The sequence below is a fragment of the Bradyrhizobium sp. T-12 genome, from assembly GCF_058314695.1.
The window spans coordinates 2,325,971-2,342,974 of sequence record NZ_CM177756.1; the positions used below are offsets into that span (position 1 = coordinate 2,325,971).

Annotated in this window: 17 protein-coding genes; 10 read left to right on the forward strand and 7 right to left on the reverse strand. The window is 65.1% G+C overall.

What is annotated here, in order from left to right; all coding sequences use genetic code 11:
- Positions 1-51: 51 nt before the first annotated feature.
- Positions 52-828, reverse strand: a complete 777-nt coding sequence (locus AC0WRY_RS11045; RefSeq protein ID WP_194407007.1) for an SDR family oxidoreductase — start codon at positions 826-828, stop codon at positions 52-54.
- 156 nt (positions 829-984) lie between these two features.
- On the opposite strand from AC0WRY_RS11045, the gene AC0WRY_RS11050 reads away from it, so the two are divergent.
- Positions 985-2,058, forward strand: coding sequence for a tartrate dehydrogenase (locus tag AC0WRY_RS11050; RefSeq protein ID WP_194407008.1), 1,074 nt, complete (start codon positions 985-987; stop codon positions 2,056-2,058).
- 193 nt (positions 2,059-2,251) lie between these two features.
- Here the strand turns inward: AC0WRY_RS11050 and AC0WRY_RS11055 are convergent, their stop codons facing one another.
- The 5 genes from AC0WRY_RS11055 to AC0WRY_RS11075 all read right to left on the reverse strand — a co-directional run bounded on the left by AC0WRY_RS11055 (position 2,252) and on the right by AC0WRY_RS11075 (position 7,253).
- Complete coding sequence (locus tag AC0WRY_RS11055) at positions 2,252-2,893, reverse strand: suppressor of fused domain protein (RefSeq protein WP_194407009.1); 642 nt, start codon at positions 2,891-2,893, stop codon at positions 2,252-2,254.
- 150 nt (positions 2,894-3,043) lie between these two features.
- Positions 3,044-4,117 carry a malate/lactate/ureidoglycolate dehydrogenase gene (locus AC0WRY_RS11060; protein WP_491123093.1) on the reverse strand — a complete coding sequence of 358 codons (1,074 nt, stop codon included), beginning with the start codon at positions 4,115-4,117 and terminating at the stop codon, positions 3,044-3,046.
- 11 nt (positions 4,118-4,128) lie between these two features.
- Positions 4,129-5,040, reverse strand: a complete 912-nt coding sequence (locus AC0WRY_RS11065; RefSeq protein ID WP_483069503.1) for an NAD(P)-dependent oxidoreductase — start codon at positions 5,038-5,040, stop codon at positions 4,129-4,131.
- A gap of 12 nt (positions 5,041-5,052) precedes the next feature.
- Positions 5,053-6,303, reverse strand: a complete 1,251-nt coding sequence (locus AC0WRY_RS11070) for a Zn-dependent hydrolase (RefSeq protein WP_491123094.1) — start codon at positions 6,301-6,303, stop codon at positions 5,053-5,055.
- Positions 6,304-6,335: 32 nt separating this feature from the next.
- Positions 6,336-7,253, reverse strand: a complete 918-nt coding sequence (locus AC0WRY_RS11075; protein WP_194407013.1) for a LysR family transcriptional regulator — start codon at positions 7,251-7,253, stop codon at positions 6,336-6,338.
- Positions 7,254-7,373: 120 nt separating this feature from the next.
- Between AC0WRY_RS11075 and AC0WRY_RS11080 the strand changes: the two genes are divergently transcribed.
- The 6 genes from AC0WRY_RS11080 to AC0WRY_RS11105 all read left to right on the forward strand — a co-directional run bounded on the left by AC0WRY_RS11080 (position 7,374) and on the right by AC0WRY_RS11105 (position 12,952).
- Positions 7,374-8,189 carry a putative hydro-lyase gene (locus tag AC0WRY_RS11080; RefSeq protein ID WP_194407014.1) on the forward strand — a complete coding sequence of 272 codons (816 nt, stop codon included), beginning with the start codon at positions 7,374-7,376 and terminating at the stop codon, positions 8,187-8,189.
- Between the two features lie 88 nt (positions 8,190-8,277).
- A complete protein-coding gene (locus AC0WRY_RS11085) occupies positions 8,278-9,522 on the forward strand; it encodes an ABC transporter substrate-binding protein (protein WP_285811941.1) in 1,245 nt (414 codons plus the stop codon).
- Between the two features lie 197 nt (positions 9,523-9,719).
- Positions 9,720-10,553 carry a branched-chain amino acid ABC transporter permease gene (locus tag AC0WRY_RS11090; RefSeq protein WP_246776496.1) on the forward strand — a complete coding sequence of 278 codons (834 nt, stop codon included), beginning with the start codon at positions 9,720-9,722 and terminating at the stop codon, positions 10,551-10,553.
- A complete protein-coding gene (locus AC0WRY_RS11095; RefSeq protein ID WP_491123095.1) occupies positions 10,553-11,536 on the forward strand; it encodes a branched-chain amino acid ABC transporter permease in 984 nt (327 codons plus the stop codon). The genes AC0WRY_RS11090 and AC0WRY_RS11095 overlap by 1 nt, the downstream gene beginning before the upstream one ends.
- Positions 11,533-12,264 (forward strand): ABC transporter ATP-binding protein, encoded by a 732-nt coding sequence (locus AC0WRY_RS11100; RefSeq protein WP_259205173.1) that lies wholly within the window; start codon positions 11,533-11,535, stop codon positions 12,262-12,264. Before AC0WRY_RS11095 ends, AC0WRY_RS11100 begins: the two co-directional genes overlap by 4 nt.
- Positions 12,248-12,952, forward strand: coding sequence for an ABC transporter ATP-binding protein (locus AC0WRY_RS11105; RefSeq protein WP_194407019.1), 705 nt, complete (start codon positions 12,248-12,250; stop codon positions 12,950-12,952). The genes AC0WRY_RS11100 and AC0WRY_RS11105 overlap by 17 nt, the downstream gene beginning before the upstream one ends.
- A 180-nt stretch (positions 12,953-13,132) precedes the next feature.
- Here the strand turns inward: AC0WRY_RS11105 and otnC are convergent, their stop codons facing one another.
- Positions 13,133-13,819 carry a 3-oxo-tetronate 4-phosphate decarboxylase gene (otnC, locus tag AC0WRY_RS11110; RefSeq protein WP_194407020.1) on the reverse strand — a complete coding sequence of 229 codons (687 nt, stop codon included), beginning with the start codon at positions 13,817-13,819 and terminating at the stop codon, positions 13,133-13,135.
- 107 nt (positions 13,820-13,926) lie between these two features.
- On the opposite strand from otnC, the gene ltnD reads away from it, so the two are divergent.
- From ltnD to otnK, 3 genes are read left to right on the forward strand one after another with little or no spacing between them, the layout of a single operon-like run.
- Positions 13,927-14,844 carry an L-threonate dehydrogenase gene (gene ltnD / locus AC0WRY_RS11115; RefSeq protein ID WP_194407021.1) on the forward strand — a complete coding sequence of 306 codons (918 nt, stop codon included), beginning with the start codon at positions 13,927-13,929 and terminating at the stop codon, positions 14,842-14,844.
- A 14-nt stretch (positions 14,845-14,858) separates the two neighbouring features.
- Positions 14,859-15,641: a 2-oxo-tetronate isomerase gene (otnI, locus tag AC0WRY_RS11120; protein WP_194407022.1), complete on the forward strand. Its 783-nt coding sequence runs from the start codon at positions 14,859-14,861 to the stop codon at positions 15,639-15,641.
- On the forward strand, positions 15,638-16,927 hold the full coding sequence (gene otnK, locus AC0WRY_RS11125) for a 3-oxo-tetronate kinase (protein WP_194407023.1): 1,290 nt from the start codon (positions 15,638-15,640) through the stop codon (positions 16,925-16,927). Before otnI ends, otnK begins: the two co-directional genes overlap by 4 nt.
- The last annotated feature ends 77 nt before the right edge of the window (positions 16,928-17,004 follow it).

The window sequence follows — 17,004 nt, forward strand, 5'->3', positions numbered from 1 at the left end:
TTCGATGCTTTGCATCGCCCCGGAACGACGGTGTCAAAAAGGACGAGGCAGCTAACCCCAGCCTGCGCTGATGCCGCCGTCCACGGTGTAGATCACACCCGACGTATAGCCCGCGCGGTCCGAGGCCAGGAACGCCATGAGGTCGCCGATCTCGCGCGCATGCGCAGGGCGGCCGAGCGGCAGACTCTTCTGGAATTCCTTGTAGCGGCTCTCGTCGCCGAACTGGTGCTTGGCCCGCGTCTTCAGCAGCGTGACGTGACGATCGGTGCCGACGGGGCCCGGATTGATGCCGACCACGCGGATGTTGTCGGCGAGGCTTTTGCCGCCGAGCGCGCGGGTGAAGGCCATCAGCGCGGCATTGCCGGCGCTGCCGCAGATGTAATTGGCGTCGAACTTCTCGCCGGCGGCCCCGATGTCGTTGACGATGACGCCACCGCCTTTGGCCTTCATCTGCGCGTAGATCTGCCGCGTGAGGTTGATATAGCCGAACACCTTCAATTCCCAGGCGTGGCGCCAGGTCGCTTCGTCGATCTTGTCGATCGAGCCGCCGGGAATGTCGCCGGCATTGTTGACGAGCACGTCGATGTCGGCGGCTTCTTTCGCCAGCCGTGCCACGTCCTCCGCCTTGCGCAGATCGACGATGCTTGTCGCGGCGTCGATTTGATGCGCCGAGCGTAAGCGCTCGGCCAGCGCCTTGAGCTGATCGCCGCTGCGGGCGGCGAGCAGGAGATGCGCGCCCTCCTCGGCAAATGCCTCGGCCGCGGCAGCGCCGATGCCCTTCGACGCGCCCGTGATCAGGACGCGCTTGCCACGCAGATGCAGATCCATTGGGGGTACTCTCGGAATTGGAACTGGATCAAACCAGTAGGCGCTCGGCCGCGCCACGGTCAACATTGCAGTGCAGCGTTGCACTGCCGCCGCGTTTGGTCCATTGCAGTGCGGTCAAAAAGGCGGCGGCTGCCTGACCAAAAAGGGACGTTCTCGATGAGCAAGAAACAATACCGGATCGCGGTCATTCCCGGCGACGGCATCGGCAAGGAAGTCATGCCCGAGGGCCTGCGCGTCATGGAGGCGGCGGCGAAGAAGCACGGCATCGCCCTGCATTTCGACCATTTCGATTTCTCGTCCTGGGACTATTACGAGAAGCACGGCCAGATGATGCCGGATGACTGGAAGGAGAAGATCGGCAAGCACGACGCGATTTATTTCGGCGCGGTCGGCTGGCCGGCCAAGATTCCGGACCACGTCTCCCTCTGGGGCTCGCTGATCAAGTTTCGCAGGGAGTTCGACCAATATGTGAATTTGCGCCCGGTGCGGCTGATGCCCGGCGTGCCGTCGCCGCTGGCGGGCCGCAAGCCCGGTGACATCGATTTCTGGGTGGTGCGCGAGAACACCGAAGGCGAATATTCCTCCGTCGGCGGCCGCATGTTCCCCGACACCGACCGCGAGTTCGTGACGCAGCAGACGGTGATGACCCGCACCGGTGTCGACCGCATCCTGAAATTCGCCTTCGAGCTCGCGCAGTCGCGGCCGAAGAAACACCTGACTTCCGCGACGAAGTCGAACGGCATCTCCATCACCATGCCCTATTGGGACGAGCGCGTGGAGGCGATGGCGAAGAAGTTTCCCGGCGTGAAGTGGGACAAGTACCACATCGACATCCTGACCGCGAACTTCGTGCTGCATCCCGATTGGTTCGACGTCGTGGTCGGCTCCAACCTGTTCGGCGACATCCTGTCCGACCTCGGCCCGGCCTGCACCGGCACGATCGGCATCGCGCCGTCAGGCAACATCAATCCCGAAGGCGACTTCCCCTCGGTGTTCGAGCCGGTGCACGGCTCGGCGCCCGACATTGCGGGACAGGGCATTGCCAATCCGATCGGCATGATCTGGTCGGGGGCGATGATGCTGGAGCATCTCGGCCAAAAGGAAGCCGGCCGTTCGATCGTCGAGGCGATCGAGCGTACACTGGCGGAGCGTACGCTGCGGACCAAGGACCTCGGCGGCAACGCCGACACCACGGCCTGCGGCAAGGCGGTTGCGGATATGGTGGATTGAGGCGGGGCTTCCCCTCTCCCCTTGTGGGAGAGGGTGGCTCGCCGCGCAGCGGCGAGACGGGTGAGGGGTCTGTCTCCGCGAACACCGATCATCCGTCGCAGGATTACGTGCGGAGAGAACCCCTCATCCGGCGCTTCGCGCTACCTTCTTCCACAGGGGGAGAAGGGTAGGACAGCCGTGCGTTTGGCTCGTGCTACACATACGACGTCCGCGCCGGATCGAAGATCGGCGGATAATCGTTGTCGTCGAGCAGGTCGAGAAACTCATTGAGCCCGCCGGCCCTGATCAACGCCAGCTCCCGATCCGAGATCAGGTTCACGGTCAAAATCTCGACCGGATCGCCCGCGATTTCCAGCGCTTCGGCGATCTGCTTGTCGGTGCCGATGATCGGCGTGAGGAACAGAAAAGTCTGAAAGTCCGTTCCTGCAACCGGTGGCCACGGCAACGCGATGCGGTGACCGAACCCGAACCAGGTCGTGTCGACGAACGGCAGATTGGCCAGCCAGCGCAGATTGTCGCGGACATCCGGTGTCGGCTCGCGGACATACCACATCAGCTCGGCGCGCGGCTTCGCGTCGCCCTGCACGCCGTGCATCCGCTGCTGGCTCATGCCGTTGGTCAAGAGGACATAGCCTTCGTCGGAGCCTTCCCGGCATTCAGGAACGAAATCACGGCCAAACGCATGGATGTCGATGCGACGTTCGGCGTCGTGCGTGAAGCTGTGCTCGGGCTCGCCTAGCTCGCTTTCATAGACGTCGAGCCGATGCCGGTAGAGGTCGATTGCGGGAGAGGGCTCGCTGGAGCCGGACATGAGCTTTGCGAGACGGGAGAGCATGTGAACCTCGAGCGGATATGGGCCGGGATATCCCCGTTGTCGCAACACAATGGGGGCCGGTTCATCTCCGCTCCGCAAGCTTCGCCCTAGTCCAGATTTCCTTGCGCAATTGTCCAGGAGCCCCGGCTCATGCCGAGCGATGTCGCGCGACTAGCTCACGATCTTCTCGATCGCCGCCTGATCCAACCCGAATTTCTTCCCGGCCTCCAGGATCTCCTGCCAGGTGGTCGGATCGACCGGAATGCCTTCGGCGAGGCGCTTTGTCTTGATCTCGCGCTCGGGCTCGCCGGCGATCTTGACCTTGTCGACGCCGGAAGCGGGTGGTGAGCCGGTGTGCCAGGCCATAAAGCTCTCGACTTCACGCGCGAGATTGTCTCCGGTGCCGAGCTTGGCGGGATCGATGACGATCGAGAGCATGCCGTTGAGGACGTTGTACTTGCCGTCGGACGGGCCCTTGACGACTTGCCCGCCGGAGAGCGCGCCGCCGAGGATTTCGCACACCAGCGCAAGGCCCGAACCCTTGTGCTCGCCGAACGGAAGGATGGCGCCGTAGGGCGGGATCACGGTGTAGCGCGGATTGACCGTGGGCTTGCCTTCATTGTCGATGATGGTGCCGGGCTCCAGCGCGACGCCCTTGTTGTGGGCGACACGGGTCTTGCCTTGCGCGATTCTGCTGGTGGCGAAGTCGAGCACGATCGGGTCCTTGCCCCGTCGCGGGATGCCGACGCAGAACGGGTTGGTGCCGTGGCGCGGATCGCTGCCACCCCAGGGCGCCACGATCGGCCGCGAGATCACGTTGACGAAGTGGATCGAGACCAGGCCGTGGTCGATGCACTGCTCGGCCCAATGGCCGATGCGGCCGATGTGGTGCGAGTTGGAGAGGCCGACCAGGCACACGCCGTTCTGCTTGGCGCGCTCGGCCGCAAGCTCCATCGCCTCATGGCCGATCACCTGGCCGTAGCCGGTGAGGCCGTCGAGGGTGAGCAGCGGACCGGTGTCGAGCACGATCTTGACATGCGCGTTCACGGCGAGGCCGCCATTGGTGACGCTCTGGACGTAGCGCGGGATCATGCCGACGCCGTGGGAATCGTGTCCTTTCAGATTGGCCTCGACGAGGTTGCTGGACACGAGCTCGGCCTCGCGGTCCGAGGAGCCGCCGGCCTTGACGATGGCACGGATGGCCTTGGTGAGCGGCTCAGCCTTGATGATGCGATAGTCGGCCATTGTCGTTGCTCTTATCCCTTCACGATCCGGCGGCAGTGCTCCCACGCCGCGCCAATCAGGTTCTCGCTGGCCTCCGGCGTCCGGAATGCCGAATGTGCCGACAGCGTCACGTTTGGAATCTTCGTCAGCGGATGATCGCCGGGCAGGGGCTCGGTGTTGAAGACATCGAGGCCGGCATGGCGGATGTGGCCGGACTTCAGCGCGTCGATCATCGCGGCTTCGTCGACGATCGCGGCGCGCGCGGTGTTGACGAAGATGACGCCCGGTTTCATTTGAGCGATCTTCTCGCGCGTGATCATGCCGCGTGTCTCGTCGTTGAGCAGCAGATGCAGCGACACCACGTCGCTCCGCGCCAGCAAGGTGTCGAGATCGGTGAACTCGACGCCCGGATAGCTCTTCGGCGAGCGGTTCCAGGCGATCACCTTCATGCCGCTGCCGGACGCAATGCGCGCCACTTCAGCTGCGATGCCGCCAAAGCCGATCAGCCCGAGCGTCTTGCCGGTGAGCTGCATGCCGTCCTCGCGCAGCCAGTTGCCGACGCGCATCTCGCGATCCATCTTCGCGATGACCCGGGCCGAAGCCCACATCAGCGCGATCGCGGATTCGGCGACCGCGGTGTCGCCATAGCCCTTGATCAGATGCACGGAGATGCCGAGCTCGGCGAGCTCCTCCGGATTCATGTAGCTGCGTGCGCCGGTTCCGAGGAACACGACGTGCTTGAGCCCTGTGCACTTCTTGGCGACCTCGGTCGGCAGTGCGGTGTGGTCGACGATCGCGATCTCGGCGCCGTCGAGAACTTCCGGATATTGCTCCGGCTTGATGTCGGGATTCCGGTGGATCCGCACCTTGGGATCACCGGGCTTTTCCAGCCGCTCCATGATCACGGCGAGGGCTTCGTTGGCGTCGACGAAAACTCCGCGCATGGCTCTCTCCGGTCAGGACGCGACGCCGGCGATCGCCAGCACGGTATGCATGAGGACGTTGGTTCCTGCGGCGCAGTCGGCCTGCGTGGCGTCTTCCAGCTCGTTGTGGCTGATACCGTCCTTGCAGGGCACGAACACCATCGCCGCCGGCATTTTGGTGTTGAGGTTGCACGCGTCGTGGCCGGCGCCCGAGGTGATACGGCGCGAGGAGTAACCGAGCGTCTTCGCCGCGCTCTCGACCGCTGCAATGAGCTTGGGATCGAAATGCGTCGGGGGCTTGCGCCAGACCAGATCGAGCTTCACCTCGACCTTGCGACGCGCGGAGATCTCGGCAATCGCCGCGCGCAGATCGCGGTCGAGCGCGTCCATGATCGCCCCATCCGCGCTGCGGCAATCCACGGTGAAGGCGATCTCGCCGGGAATGACGTTGCGCGAGGGATTGGCGATCACGGCCTCGCCGATGGTGCCGACCGCCTTGGGCCCATGCTTCTTCGCGATCGCCTCCATCGCCAGCACGATCTCCGACAGCGTCGCCAGCGCATCGCGTCGTAGCGGCATCGGGGTCGAACCGGCATGGCTCTCGAAGCCGGAAATCTTGCCGTCATACCACAAGACGCCCTGGCCGGAATCGACCACGCCGATGGTCTTGCCTTCGGCCTCTAGGATCGGGCCCTGCTCGATGTGCAGTTCGACGAAGCAGCCGAGCTTCTGGAAGCCCACCGGCTTGTCGCCGCGATAGCCGATGCTGTCGAGCGCCTGGCCGACGGTCGTGCCGTCGATATCCTTGCGCGACAAAATGTCGTCGGTGGTGAAGTCGCCGACATAGGCTGCGGAGGCCATCATCGCCGGCGCGAAGCGCGAGCCTTCCTCGTTGGTCCAGTTGACGACGCAGATCGGCGCCTCGGTCTCGATGCCGGCATCGTTCAGCGTGCGGATGACTTCGAGCGCGCCGAGCGTGCCCAGGATGCCGTCATACTTGCCGCCGGTCGGCTGGGTGTCGAGATGCGAGCCGATGCCGACGGGCGGCTTCGACATGTCGCGTCCCTTGCGCAGGCCGAATTGTGAGCCGAGCGCATCGGTGTGCACCTCGAGCCCGGCTTCCTCGCAGGCTTTGCGGAACCAGTCGCGCACCTGCTTGTCTTCGGCACTCAGTGTCAGCCGCCGCACGCCGCCCTTGGCCGTCGCGCCGAATTGCGCGGTCTCGTGGATGGAGCCCCAGAGGCGGGCAGAATCGATTTGCAAATTGGTGACGGCTCGGCTCATGCGTTCGGTCTCTCGATTGTCCGGCGCCTTTTTCAATGACCCGCCAGCGCGGGCGCGTCAACCGCGAGGCTGCTCTGCGCAATTTGCCGTGCAAGCTCGGCGACGCGCTCTACGGCGACGACGTCGGGCGAGGCAAGCCAGCTCGCGGTGAAGGTCAGCGGCGCGATGGCAAGATCGGTGTCGAGCAGCTGCAGCCGCCCGTCGGCAAGCTCGTTCTCGACGATGGCGTCGGGGATGACGGCAACGCCCAGCCCCTCGACCGCCATGTGGATGACGGTGGCCAGTGAAGCCGACGCGTGCAGGCGGATCGGCGGCAGGTCCGGCCGGTCGAACACCTCGCGCACGACCTCGTAAGGCTTGGTCTTGCGCGGGAAGGTGATGATCGGAAATCGCGCGAGATCCGCCGGCGTCACCGGGCCCTTGCCGAGGCCGAGGGAGGGGCTTGCGAGAAAGCCGATCGGATAATCGGCGAGCACGCGGTTGTGCACGCCGGAGGCGGACAGCGGCCCGACGACGAACGCGAGCTCGATCTCCTGCGCGAGCAGGCGCGCGGTGAGGTTTGGCGTGATGTCGACTTCGATCTCCAGCGACAGGTTCGGATAGACCTGGTTCACGCTCTTCACGAGGCGCGGCAGCCAGGTGTGCACGATGGTCTCGGCGACGCCGAGCCGCATCACGCCGCGCATCGCCGACCGATCGCCGATCTCCGCCATCATCTGGGCGCGCAGGCCGATCAGCTTCTCCGCATAGACCATCATCTGGCGGCCGCTCGGCGTCGGCGAGGCCACGCGATGATCGCGGTTGAGCAGCTTCACGCCCATCTCGCGCTCGAGCTGGGCGATGCGCTGGGAGATCGCCGGCTGGGTCGTGTTGAGCCGCTGGGCGGCGCCCCGGAAGCTGCCGAGCTTCACAACCCAGAGGAACGTCTCGATCGACCTGAAGTCCAGCATTGGAAGGATTTTCCCAGTCGATAAATCAGATTTATCGAGATTGATTAGAAACGACGATTAGACTTTATAGCACGCTTGGTGTTGGCTTGTCTTTGTCGAGTTTATAGGCAGGTCGATCTCATGACTGTTTTGGTGGCAGCGCAGCAAACTGAAACGCCCGACACGCTCCCGAGCCGCAAGGCGCGGCTTGCCTATCGTCAGGGACTGGTCGCTTCCACCGCCGGCGTCGCTCCCGGCTTCGTCCAGGGCAATCTGGCGATCCTGCCGGCGGAATATGCCAGCGCCTTCCACCGCTTCTGCCAGCTCAATCCGAAACCGTGCCCGATCATCGGCATGTCCGATGTCGGCAGCCCCCACATTCCCGCGCTCGGCGCCGATCTCGACATTCGCACCGACGTGCCGCGCTACCGCGTCTGGCGCGACGGCGAAGTCGTCGACGAGCCGACCGACGTGACCAAGCATTGGCGCGATGATCTCGTCACCTTCGTGCTCGGCTGCTCGTTCTCGTTCGAAGAGGCGTTGCTCGACGAGGGCATGCCGATCCGCCACATCGAAGAGAACGTGCGCGTGCCGATGTACCGCACCAACATCGCCTGCGGCGAGGCCGGTCCGTTCGCCGGCCCCATGGTGGTGTCGATGCGGCCGTTCAAGCCGGCGGACGCGATCCGTGCGGTGCAGATCACCTCGCGCTATCCCGCCGTGCACGGCGCGCCCGTGCATCTCGGCCACCCGCATCTGATCGGCATCAAGGATATCGCCAAGCCCGACTACGGCGATCCCGTGCCGGTCGCCGAGGACGAGATCCCGGTGTTCTGGGCCTGCGGCGTGACGCCGCAATCGGTCATCAACGCCGCGAAGCTTCCGTTCGCGATCACGCATTCGCCCGGCCTGATGCTGGTGACGGATCTCAAGAACAGGACCATGGCCGTGATTTAGTGGGCAGCGTTTGCTGCTTCTTCGGGCTTTACCGCATCCATCAATCGCTTCATTCGATCAACCGAAATTCAGTACAGGGGACTTTGCCATGACGATCACTCGCCGCGACGTGTTGTTGGGAGCCACCGCCACTGCCGCTCTCGTGCCGCTGGCAGCGCGCGCGCAGACCTCGGAAGTCGTGATCGGTGTGATCTATCCGTTCTCCGGCGGCAGCGCACAGCAGGGCGTCGACGCGCAGAAGGCCTATGAGACCGCGCTCGAAGTCATCAACAAGAACACCGATTTCGATCTGCCGCTGGCCAAGGGCGAGGGCTTGCCGGGCCTCGGCGGCGCGAAGATCCGCCTCGTCTTCGCCGATCACCAGGCCGATCCGCAGAAGGGCCGCGCCGAGGCCGAGCGCCTGATCACGCAGGAGAAGGTCTGCGCCATCATCGGCACCTATCAGAGCGCCGTCGCCGTCACCGTCAGCCAGATCTGCGAGCGCTATCAGGTCCCGTTCGTGTCCGCCGACAATTCCTCGCCGAGCCTGCATCGCCGCGGCCTGAAGTACTATTTCCGCGCCGCGCCGCATGACGAGATGTACTCGGCCGCCATGTTCGACTTCTTCGACGCCATGAAGAAGAAGGGCACCAAGATCGAGACGCTCTCGCTGTTCCACGAGGACACCATCTTCGGCACCGATTCCGGCAATGCCCAGACCAAGATCGCCGGCGAGCGCGGCTACAAGATCGTCACCGACATCAAGTATCGCGCCAACTCGCCCTCGCTCTCGGCCGAGGTGCAGCAGCTCAAGTCTGCCAACGCCGACGTGCTGATGCCCTCGAGCTACACCACCGACGGCATCCTCCTGGTCAAGACTATGGCCGAGCTCGGCTACAAGCCGAACGCGATCGTGGCGCAGGATGCCGGCTTCTCCGAGAAGGCGCTCTACGATGCCGTCGGCGACAAGCTCGAAGGCGTGATTTCGCGCGGCACCTTCTCGCTCGACCTCGCGCAGAAGCGCCCGATGGTCGGCAAGATCAACGAGATGTTCAAGACGCGCTCGGGCAAGGACTTCAACGACCTGACCTCGCGCCAGTTCATGGGCCTGATCATCCTCGCCGACGCCATCAGCCGCGCCAAGTCGACCGACGGCGAGAAAATCCGCGATGCGCTGGCGGCGACCGACATCCCGGGCGAGCAGACCATCATGCCCTGGAAGCGGGTCAAGTTCGACGAGATGGGCCAGAACAACGACGCCGATCCGGTGCTGCTGCAATATGTCGGCGGCAAGTTCGTCACCATCTTCCCGCCGCAGGCCGCGATCGCCGAGGCGATCTGGCCGATGAAGTAAGATTGGGAAAGCGGGAGCTCAGACGTAGCTCCCGCCCTCATCCTGAGGAGCGGGCGTAGCCCGCGTCTCGAAGGACGGGGGCTGGGCCATCCTTCGAGACGCGCGCTTGTGCGCGCTCCTCAGGATGAGGATCTATTTCGGGGGACAGACTTTTGACAGCCCAAGCCATTATCCAGAGTCTCGCGAGCGGCCTGCTCATGGGCCTGCTCTACGGACTGATCGCGGTCGGCCTCGCGCTGATCTTCGGCCTGATGGACGTCACGAACTTCGCCCATGGCGAGTTCCTGATGATCGCGATGTACCTGTCCTTCTTCCTGTTCGCGTTCTTCGCCATCGACCCCTTGCTGTCGGCGCCATTGGTCGCCGCGGCACTCTTCGTGTTCGGGGCGGTGATCTATCTCTTGATTGTACGCTTCGCCATGCGGGCCAAGGCCAACGCCGGCATGGTGCAGATCTTCACCACCTTCGGCCTGGCCATCGTCATGCGCGGCCTCGCGCAGTTCTTCTTCACGCCGGACTATCGCAGTATTCCGCAGTCCTGGCTCGGCGGAAAGACCATCTCGATTGCCGGCATCTTCCTGCCGGAGCCGCAGCTGGTCGGCGCGCTGGTCTCGATCCTCGCCTTCGCCGGTCTCTATTTCTTCATCCACCGCACTGATTTCGGCCGTGCGCTGGAAGCCACCCGCGAAGATCCCGGTGCGGTCGCGCTGGTCGGCATCGACAAGAACCGCGTGTTCGCGTTCGGCTGGGGCCTCGGCGCCGCGCTGGTCGGCCTCGCCGGCGCGATCATGGCGAGCTTCTTCTACATCTATCCCGACGTCGGCGCGTCCTTTGCCCTGATCGCCTATGTCACGGTGGCGCTCGGCGGCTTCGGCAGCGTGTTCGGCGCCTTCGCCGGCGGCATCATCGTCGGTCTCGTCGAAGCCACCACCGCCCTGGTGCTCCCGCCGTCGCTGAAATCGGTCGGCATCTACGCGGTTTATCTGCTGGTCGTCTTCATCCGGCCGCGCGGCCTGTTCGGATCGATCTGATGGACAAGGAATTTGCAGCGCGGCGCCGCCGCGACCTGATCATCGCCGCGGTGCTCGCCGCGATTGCCGCAGCGGCGCCCTTGTTCGTGAAGGACGTCGTCGTCCAGAACATCCTGATCCTGACGCTGATGTATGCGGGACTGTCGCAGAGCTGGAACATCCTGTCCGGCTATTGCGGGCAGATCTCGCTCGGCCACGCGCTGTATTTCGGCCTCGGGGCCTACACCACCGAGCTGCTGTTCACCAAGTTCGGCGTGCTGCCCTGGTTCGGCATGCTGGCCGGCGGCGTGGTGTCGGCGCTGATCGCGATGGGGCTCGGTTATCCCTTCTTCCGCCTGCGTGGCCATTACTTCGTGATCGCCACCATCGTCATCGCCGAGATCGGCCTGCTGCTGTTCCACAATTGGGAATGGGCGGGCGCCGCGATGGGCATCACCATTCCGATCCGCGGCGACAGCTGGCTGAAATTCCAGTTCCTGCGCACCAAGCTGCCATACTTCTATTTCGCGCTGGCTCTGTGCTGCCTCGCCTGGTTCGTCACCTGGTGGCTGGAAGACTCCAAATGGGGCTTCTGGTGGCGCGCGGTGAAGGACAATCCGGACGCGGCCGAGAGCCTCGGTGTCGACGTGTTCAACTCCAAGATGGGCGCGGCCGCGGTCTCCGCCTTCCTGGTCGCCGTCGGTGGCAGCTTCTACGCGCAGTTCGTCTCCTACATCGACCCTGAGAGCGTCATGGGCTTCCAGTTCTCGCTGCTGATGGCGCTGCCCGCCGTGCTCGGCGGCATCGGCACCCTGTGGGGGCCGGTGTTAGGGGCCGCCATCCTGATCCCGCTGACCGAGCTGACGCGCTTCAAGTTCGGCGGCTCGGGGCGCGGTGTCGACCTCATCGTCTACGGCACGCTGATCGTCCTGATTTCGCTGGCCTTGCCGCGGGGCCTCCTCAGCCTGTTCTCACGCCCGAAGAAGACGGGAGCCACACGATGACCGCGCTTCTCGAAACCCGCGGGGTCTGGCAGCGCTTCGGCGGCCTCGTCGCCAACAGCGACGTCTCGATCTCCGTCGGCCGCGGCGAGATCGTCGGCCTGATCGGCCCCAACGGCGCCGGCAAGTCGACGCTGTTCAATCTCATCGCGGGCGTGCTGCCGCCGACGCAAGGCTCGATCCTGTTCGACGGCGAGGACGTCACCCGCATGCCGGCGGCCCAGCGCTGCCAGCGCGGCGTCGGGCGCACCTTCCAGGTGGTCAAGAGCTTCGAGACCATGACGGTCATCGACAACGTCATCGTCGGTGCGCTCGTCCGCAACACCGTGATGCGCGAAGCGCGTCGCAAGGCGCACGAGGTGCTGGAGTTCACCGGCCTTGCCGCGCGCGCCGACGTGCTGGCCAGCGACCTCGTGCCGGCCGAAAAGCGCCGCCTCGAAGTCGCCCGTGCGCTCGCGACCGAGCCGAAACTGCTGCTGCTCGACGAAGTCCTCACCGGCCTCACGCCGACCGAGGCGCAGACCGGCGTCGCGCTGGTGCGCAAGGTGCGCGATGCCGGCATCACCGTGCTGATGGTCGAGCACGTCATGGAGATCGTGATGCCGCTGGTCGACCGCGCCATCGTGCTCGACCTCGGCAAGGTGCTGGTCGAGGGCAAGCCAAACGATGTCGTCCGCGATCCCAAGGTGATCAAGGCATATCTGGGAGATCGTCATGCTGTCGGTGCGTGAAGTCACGACCGCCTATCAGGGTCTGGTCGCGATCTCCGCGGTCTCGATCGAGGTCCAGAAGGGCGAGATCGTCTGCGTCGCCGGTGCCAACGGCGCGGGCAAGTCGACGCTGCTGAAATCCATCGCCGGTGCCGAGCGTCCGCGCTCGGGCAACGTGACATTCGACGGCAGGCCGCTCAACGGCATGGCGCAGCACCACATCACGGCGGCCGGCATCGCCTATGTGCCGGAGAACCGCCGCCTGTTTCCGCGCCTGTCTGTGCGCGACAATCTGCGCCTCGGCAGCTATCTCTATCGCGGCGAAGCCGACCGCGAGGGACCGCTCGATCTCGTCTTCCAGCTGTTCCCGCGCCTCGCCGAGCGCCTCGATCAGCGCGCCGAAACGCTCTCCGGCGGTGAGCAGCAGATGCTCGCCATCGGCCGCGCGCTGATGACGCGTCCGCGGCTTCTGATGCTGGACGAGCCCTCGCAAGGCATCATGCCGAAACTGGTCGACGAGATCTTCCAGGCGGTGCTGCGCATCCGCGACGCCGGCATGACCGTGCTGATCGTCGAGCAGCGCATGGCCGAGTGCCTGGAGATCGCCGACCGCGCCTACATCCTGCAAACCGGCCGTGTGCTGATGCAGGGCCCGGCCGCGGAGATCAAGGGCAATCCGGATGTGCGCAAGGCGTATCTGGGGCTGTAGGTACGACGTGTGGGGCGAACGTCCCCGCATACCCGGTGTCATCGCCCGCGAAGGCGGGCGATCCAGTAATCCGAGACGCCAACGAGATACGGATAAGCCGCAGCGTACTGGATTCCCCGCCTGCGCGGGGAATGACAGCGGTGGGTGAGGCCGCGCTGGTGCGCTTATGGAAACACGGCCCTAATGCCCGTGCCCATGCTCCGGCAGCGTTACTCCGAACACCTTCACCAGATCCGCCACCTGCTCCGGCGACAAATACCGCGGGTTCATCCCGCGCAGCAGCAGATACAGCTTCGCGGTCTCCTCCAGCTCCTCGGTCGCGAACACCGCCGCTTCCAGCGTGTCACCGGCAACCACCGGGCCGTGATTGGCGAGCAGCACCGATGAGTAGTTTCCCGCCAATCCCTTAATCGCATCGGCCACTGCGGGATCGCCGGGCCGATAATACGGCACGAGCGCGGTGGCGCCGCATTTCATCAAATAATAGGCCGTCATCGGCGGCAGCGCGGCGCGCGGGTCGATCTCGGGCAGCATCGACAGCGCGACCGAATGGGTGGAGTGCAGATGCACGATCGCCTTCGCGCTGCCGCGTGTGTCGTAAAGCGCGGTGTGCAGCGGAACTTCCTTGGTCGGCGCATCGCCCGAGAGCAGCCGGCCGGTTTCGTCCAGCCGCGACAGCTTTGCCGGATCGAGGAAGCCGAGCGAGGCGTTGGTCGGCGTCACCAGCCAGCCGCCGCCGTCCAGCCTGACGCTGATATTGCCGGAGGAGCCCGGCGTCAGCCCGCGCTCGAACAGGGACCGTCCGAAGCGGCAGATGTCCTCGCGCAGCCGGGTCTCGTTGCTGCTTTCAGTCCTCATGGCCGTCATGCCCCTTTGTCTCACGCTTTGGCAGCGCGACCAAGCCGTGTTATCGGTTCGTCGAGCCCGCCGCAAAGGCCGGCCGTCCAGGAAACGTTCGCAAGGGTCAGTTGCATATGTCCGCCTCCACGTCTCAAAATCAGCGCATCGCCGTCATCGGGCTCGGCTCGATGGGGTACGGCATGGCGACCTCGCTGAAGCGCGCCGGCCACGCGGTCACCGGTTGCGACGTTTCGGCTGACGCCGTGGCGCGTTTCGTCAAGGATGGCGGTGCGGGTGCCAGCACGCCGGCAGATGCCGCCAAGGGCGTCGATATCGTCGTCAGTGTCGTCGTCAATGCCGCGCAGACCGAGACGATCCTGTTCGGCAAGGATGGCGCCGCCGAGACCATGCCGAAGGGCAGCGTGTTCGTCTCCTCCGCCACCATGGATCCCGATGTGGCGCGACGTCTCGCCAAGCAGCTCGAGGCGACCGGCCGGCATTATCTCGATGCGCCGATCTCAGGCGGCGCGCAGCGTGCTGCGCAAGGCGAGCTGACGATCTTGGCCTCCGGCAGTGCCGCCGCGTTTGCAAAGGCGCGGGCGGCGCTCGATGCCATGGCCGCCAAGCTCTACGAGCTCGGCGATGCCGCAGGGCAGGGCGCCGCCTTCAAGATGATCAACCAGCTGCTCGCCGGCGTGCATATCGCCGCCGCGTCGGAGGCGATGGCGTTTGCCGCCAAGCAGGGCCTCGATATCCGCAAGGTCTACGAGGTGATCACCGCGTCCGCCGGCAATTCATGGATGTTCGAGAACCGCATGCCGCACGTGCTGGACGGCGATTACACGCCGCGTAGCGCCGTCGAGATCTTCGTCAAGGATCTCGGAATCATCCAGGACATGGCGCGCAGCGCCCGATTCCCCGTGCCGGTTTCCGCCGCCGCGCTCCAGATGTTCCTGATGACATCAGCCGCCGGCATGGGCCGCGACGACGACGCGTCGGTGGCGCGAATGTATGCGCAGGTCACCGGCGTGAAGCTGCCCGGCGACAAGTAAGCAAGAGGACTTCCATGCCGCGTTTTGCCGCCAATCTCTCGATGATGTTCACCGAGGTGCCGTTCCTCGATCGCTTCGATGCCGCCGCTTCAGCCGGCTTCACCGCGGTCGAGTTTCTCTTTCCGTACGATCATCCCGCCGAGGCGGTCGGCGAGCGGCTCAAGCGCAACGGCCTGACCCAGGCGCTGTTCAATCTGCCGCCAGGCGACTGGAATGCCGGCGAGAAGGGCTTTGCGGCGTTGCCGGCGCGGTTCAACGATCTCAAGGCGAGCCTCGAGACGGCGCTGCCTTACGCCAGGGCGACCGGCGTGAAGCGCCTGCACCTGATGGCCGGCATCGCCAACCGCGGCGAGCGCGTCGCGATCGAGGCCTTCTACAAATCGGTGGCATGGGCCGCGGAGTTCTTCGCACCCCACGGCATCGACGTCGTGATCGAGCCGATCAACGCGCGCAACGTGCCCGGCTACTTCCTCAACGATTTCGGCTTCGCGCGCGACCTGATCCAGGAGCTGAGGCTTGCGAACCTCAAGCTCCAGTTCGACATCTATCATTGCCAGATCATCCATGGCGACGTCACCATGCGGTTGCGCGAGATGATGCCGATCATCGGTCACATCCAGATCGCCAGCATCCCTTCGCGCAACGAGCCCGACGGCGAGGAACTCAACTATCCGTTCCTGTTCGAAGAGCTCGACCGCCTCGGCTATACCGGCTTCGTCGGCTGCGAGTACAATCCGCGCGGCAAGACCGCCGACGGCCTTGCCTGGTTCAAGCCCTACGCTGGAGTGAAGCCGTGACACTTGCAGCGAACATTGCTCTTGGCTGCATCGCCGACGACTACACCGGCGCGTCCGATCTCGCCAACACGTTGACGCGCGCGGGCCTGCGCACCGTGCAGACCATCGGCGTGCCCGCGGACGATCTAGCACTGCCCGAGGTCGATGCCGTCGTGGTGTCGCTGAAGAGCCGCTCGATCGAGGCGGGCCTTGCCGTGTCGCGTTCGCGCGCGGCGGAGACATGGCTGCGCAGCCGTGGCGCAAGCCATGTGCTGTTCAAGATCTGCTCGACCTTTGATTCCACCGACGCCGGCAATATCGGCCCTGTCATGGACGCGCTCTGCGCCGAGTGCGGCGAGGCGATCGTGCTGGTGACGCCGGCCTTTCCGGAGACCGGTCGCACCGTCTACCAGGGCAACCTCTTCGTCGGCGCCGTGCCGCTCAACGAGAGCCCGCTGAAGGACCATCCGCTCAACCCGATGCACGATTCCAACCTGGTGCGCGTGCTCGCGCGTCAGAGCAGGACGCGGATCGGTCTCGTCGACCTCGCGACCGTCACGCGCGGCGCCGATGCCGTGCGGGCGCGACTGACCGAGCTCGCCGGCAAGGGGATCGGCGCTGCGATCATCGACGCCGTGTTCGACCGCGACCTCGAGACCATCGGCCTCGTGGCCGGTGAACATCGCTTGTCGGTCGGTGCCTCCGGCATGGGCCTCGGGCTTGCGCGCGCGCTGGTCTCGACGGGCAAGGTCAAATCGACCGCTGCGAGCAGCGACGCCGGTGCAGCGGTCGGCGGACCGGCCGCCTGTCTTGCCGGAAGCTGCTCGCAGGCGACGCTTCAGCAGATCGCCAATGCCGAACGTGTCATGCCGGTGTTGCACCTCGATCCCGAGCAGATTGTCTCAGGCCAAGGCGAAGCGCAGCGCGCGCTCGCCTGGGCTCGGCCACTTCTGGCGGAAGGTCCCGTTCTGATTGCTTCGAGCGCGACGCCGGAGGCCGTTACCGCCGTCCAGGCGCGCCACGGCCGCGACGCCGCCGGCCACGCCATAGAGCAGGCCATGGCCGATATCGCCGAAGGGCTGGTGCAGGCCGGCGTCAGGCGCCTCGTCGTTGCCGGCGGCGAGACGTCCGGCGCCGTGGTCGATCGGTTGAAGATCCCCGGATTTCTCGTGGGGGTAGAAATTGCGGCGGGGGTCCCCGTGTTGCGCACGGTCGGTGCGGCTGCAGGCGAGATGCTGCTTGCCCTGAAATCCGGCAATTTCGGCGGCCCCGCGTTCTTCTCCGACGCGCTTGGGCTCATGCGCTGAGCGCAGGGCGTTCTTAGCTGCCCATTCATTTCTTTCTGGCTTCCGTACTCGTACGGAGTCGTAGTTAACGTCTGCTC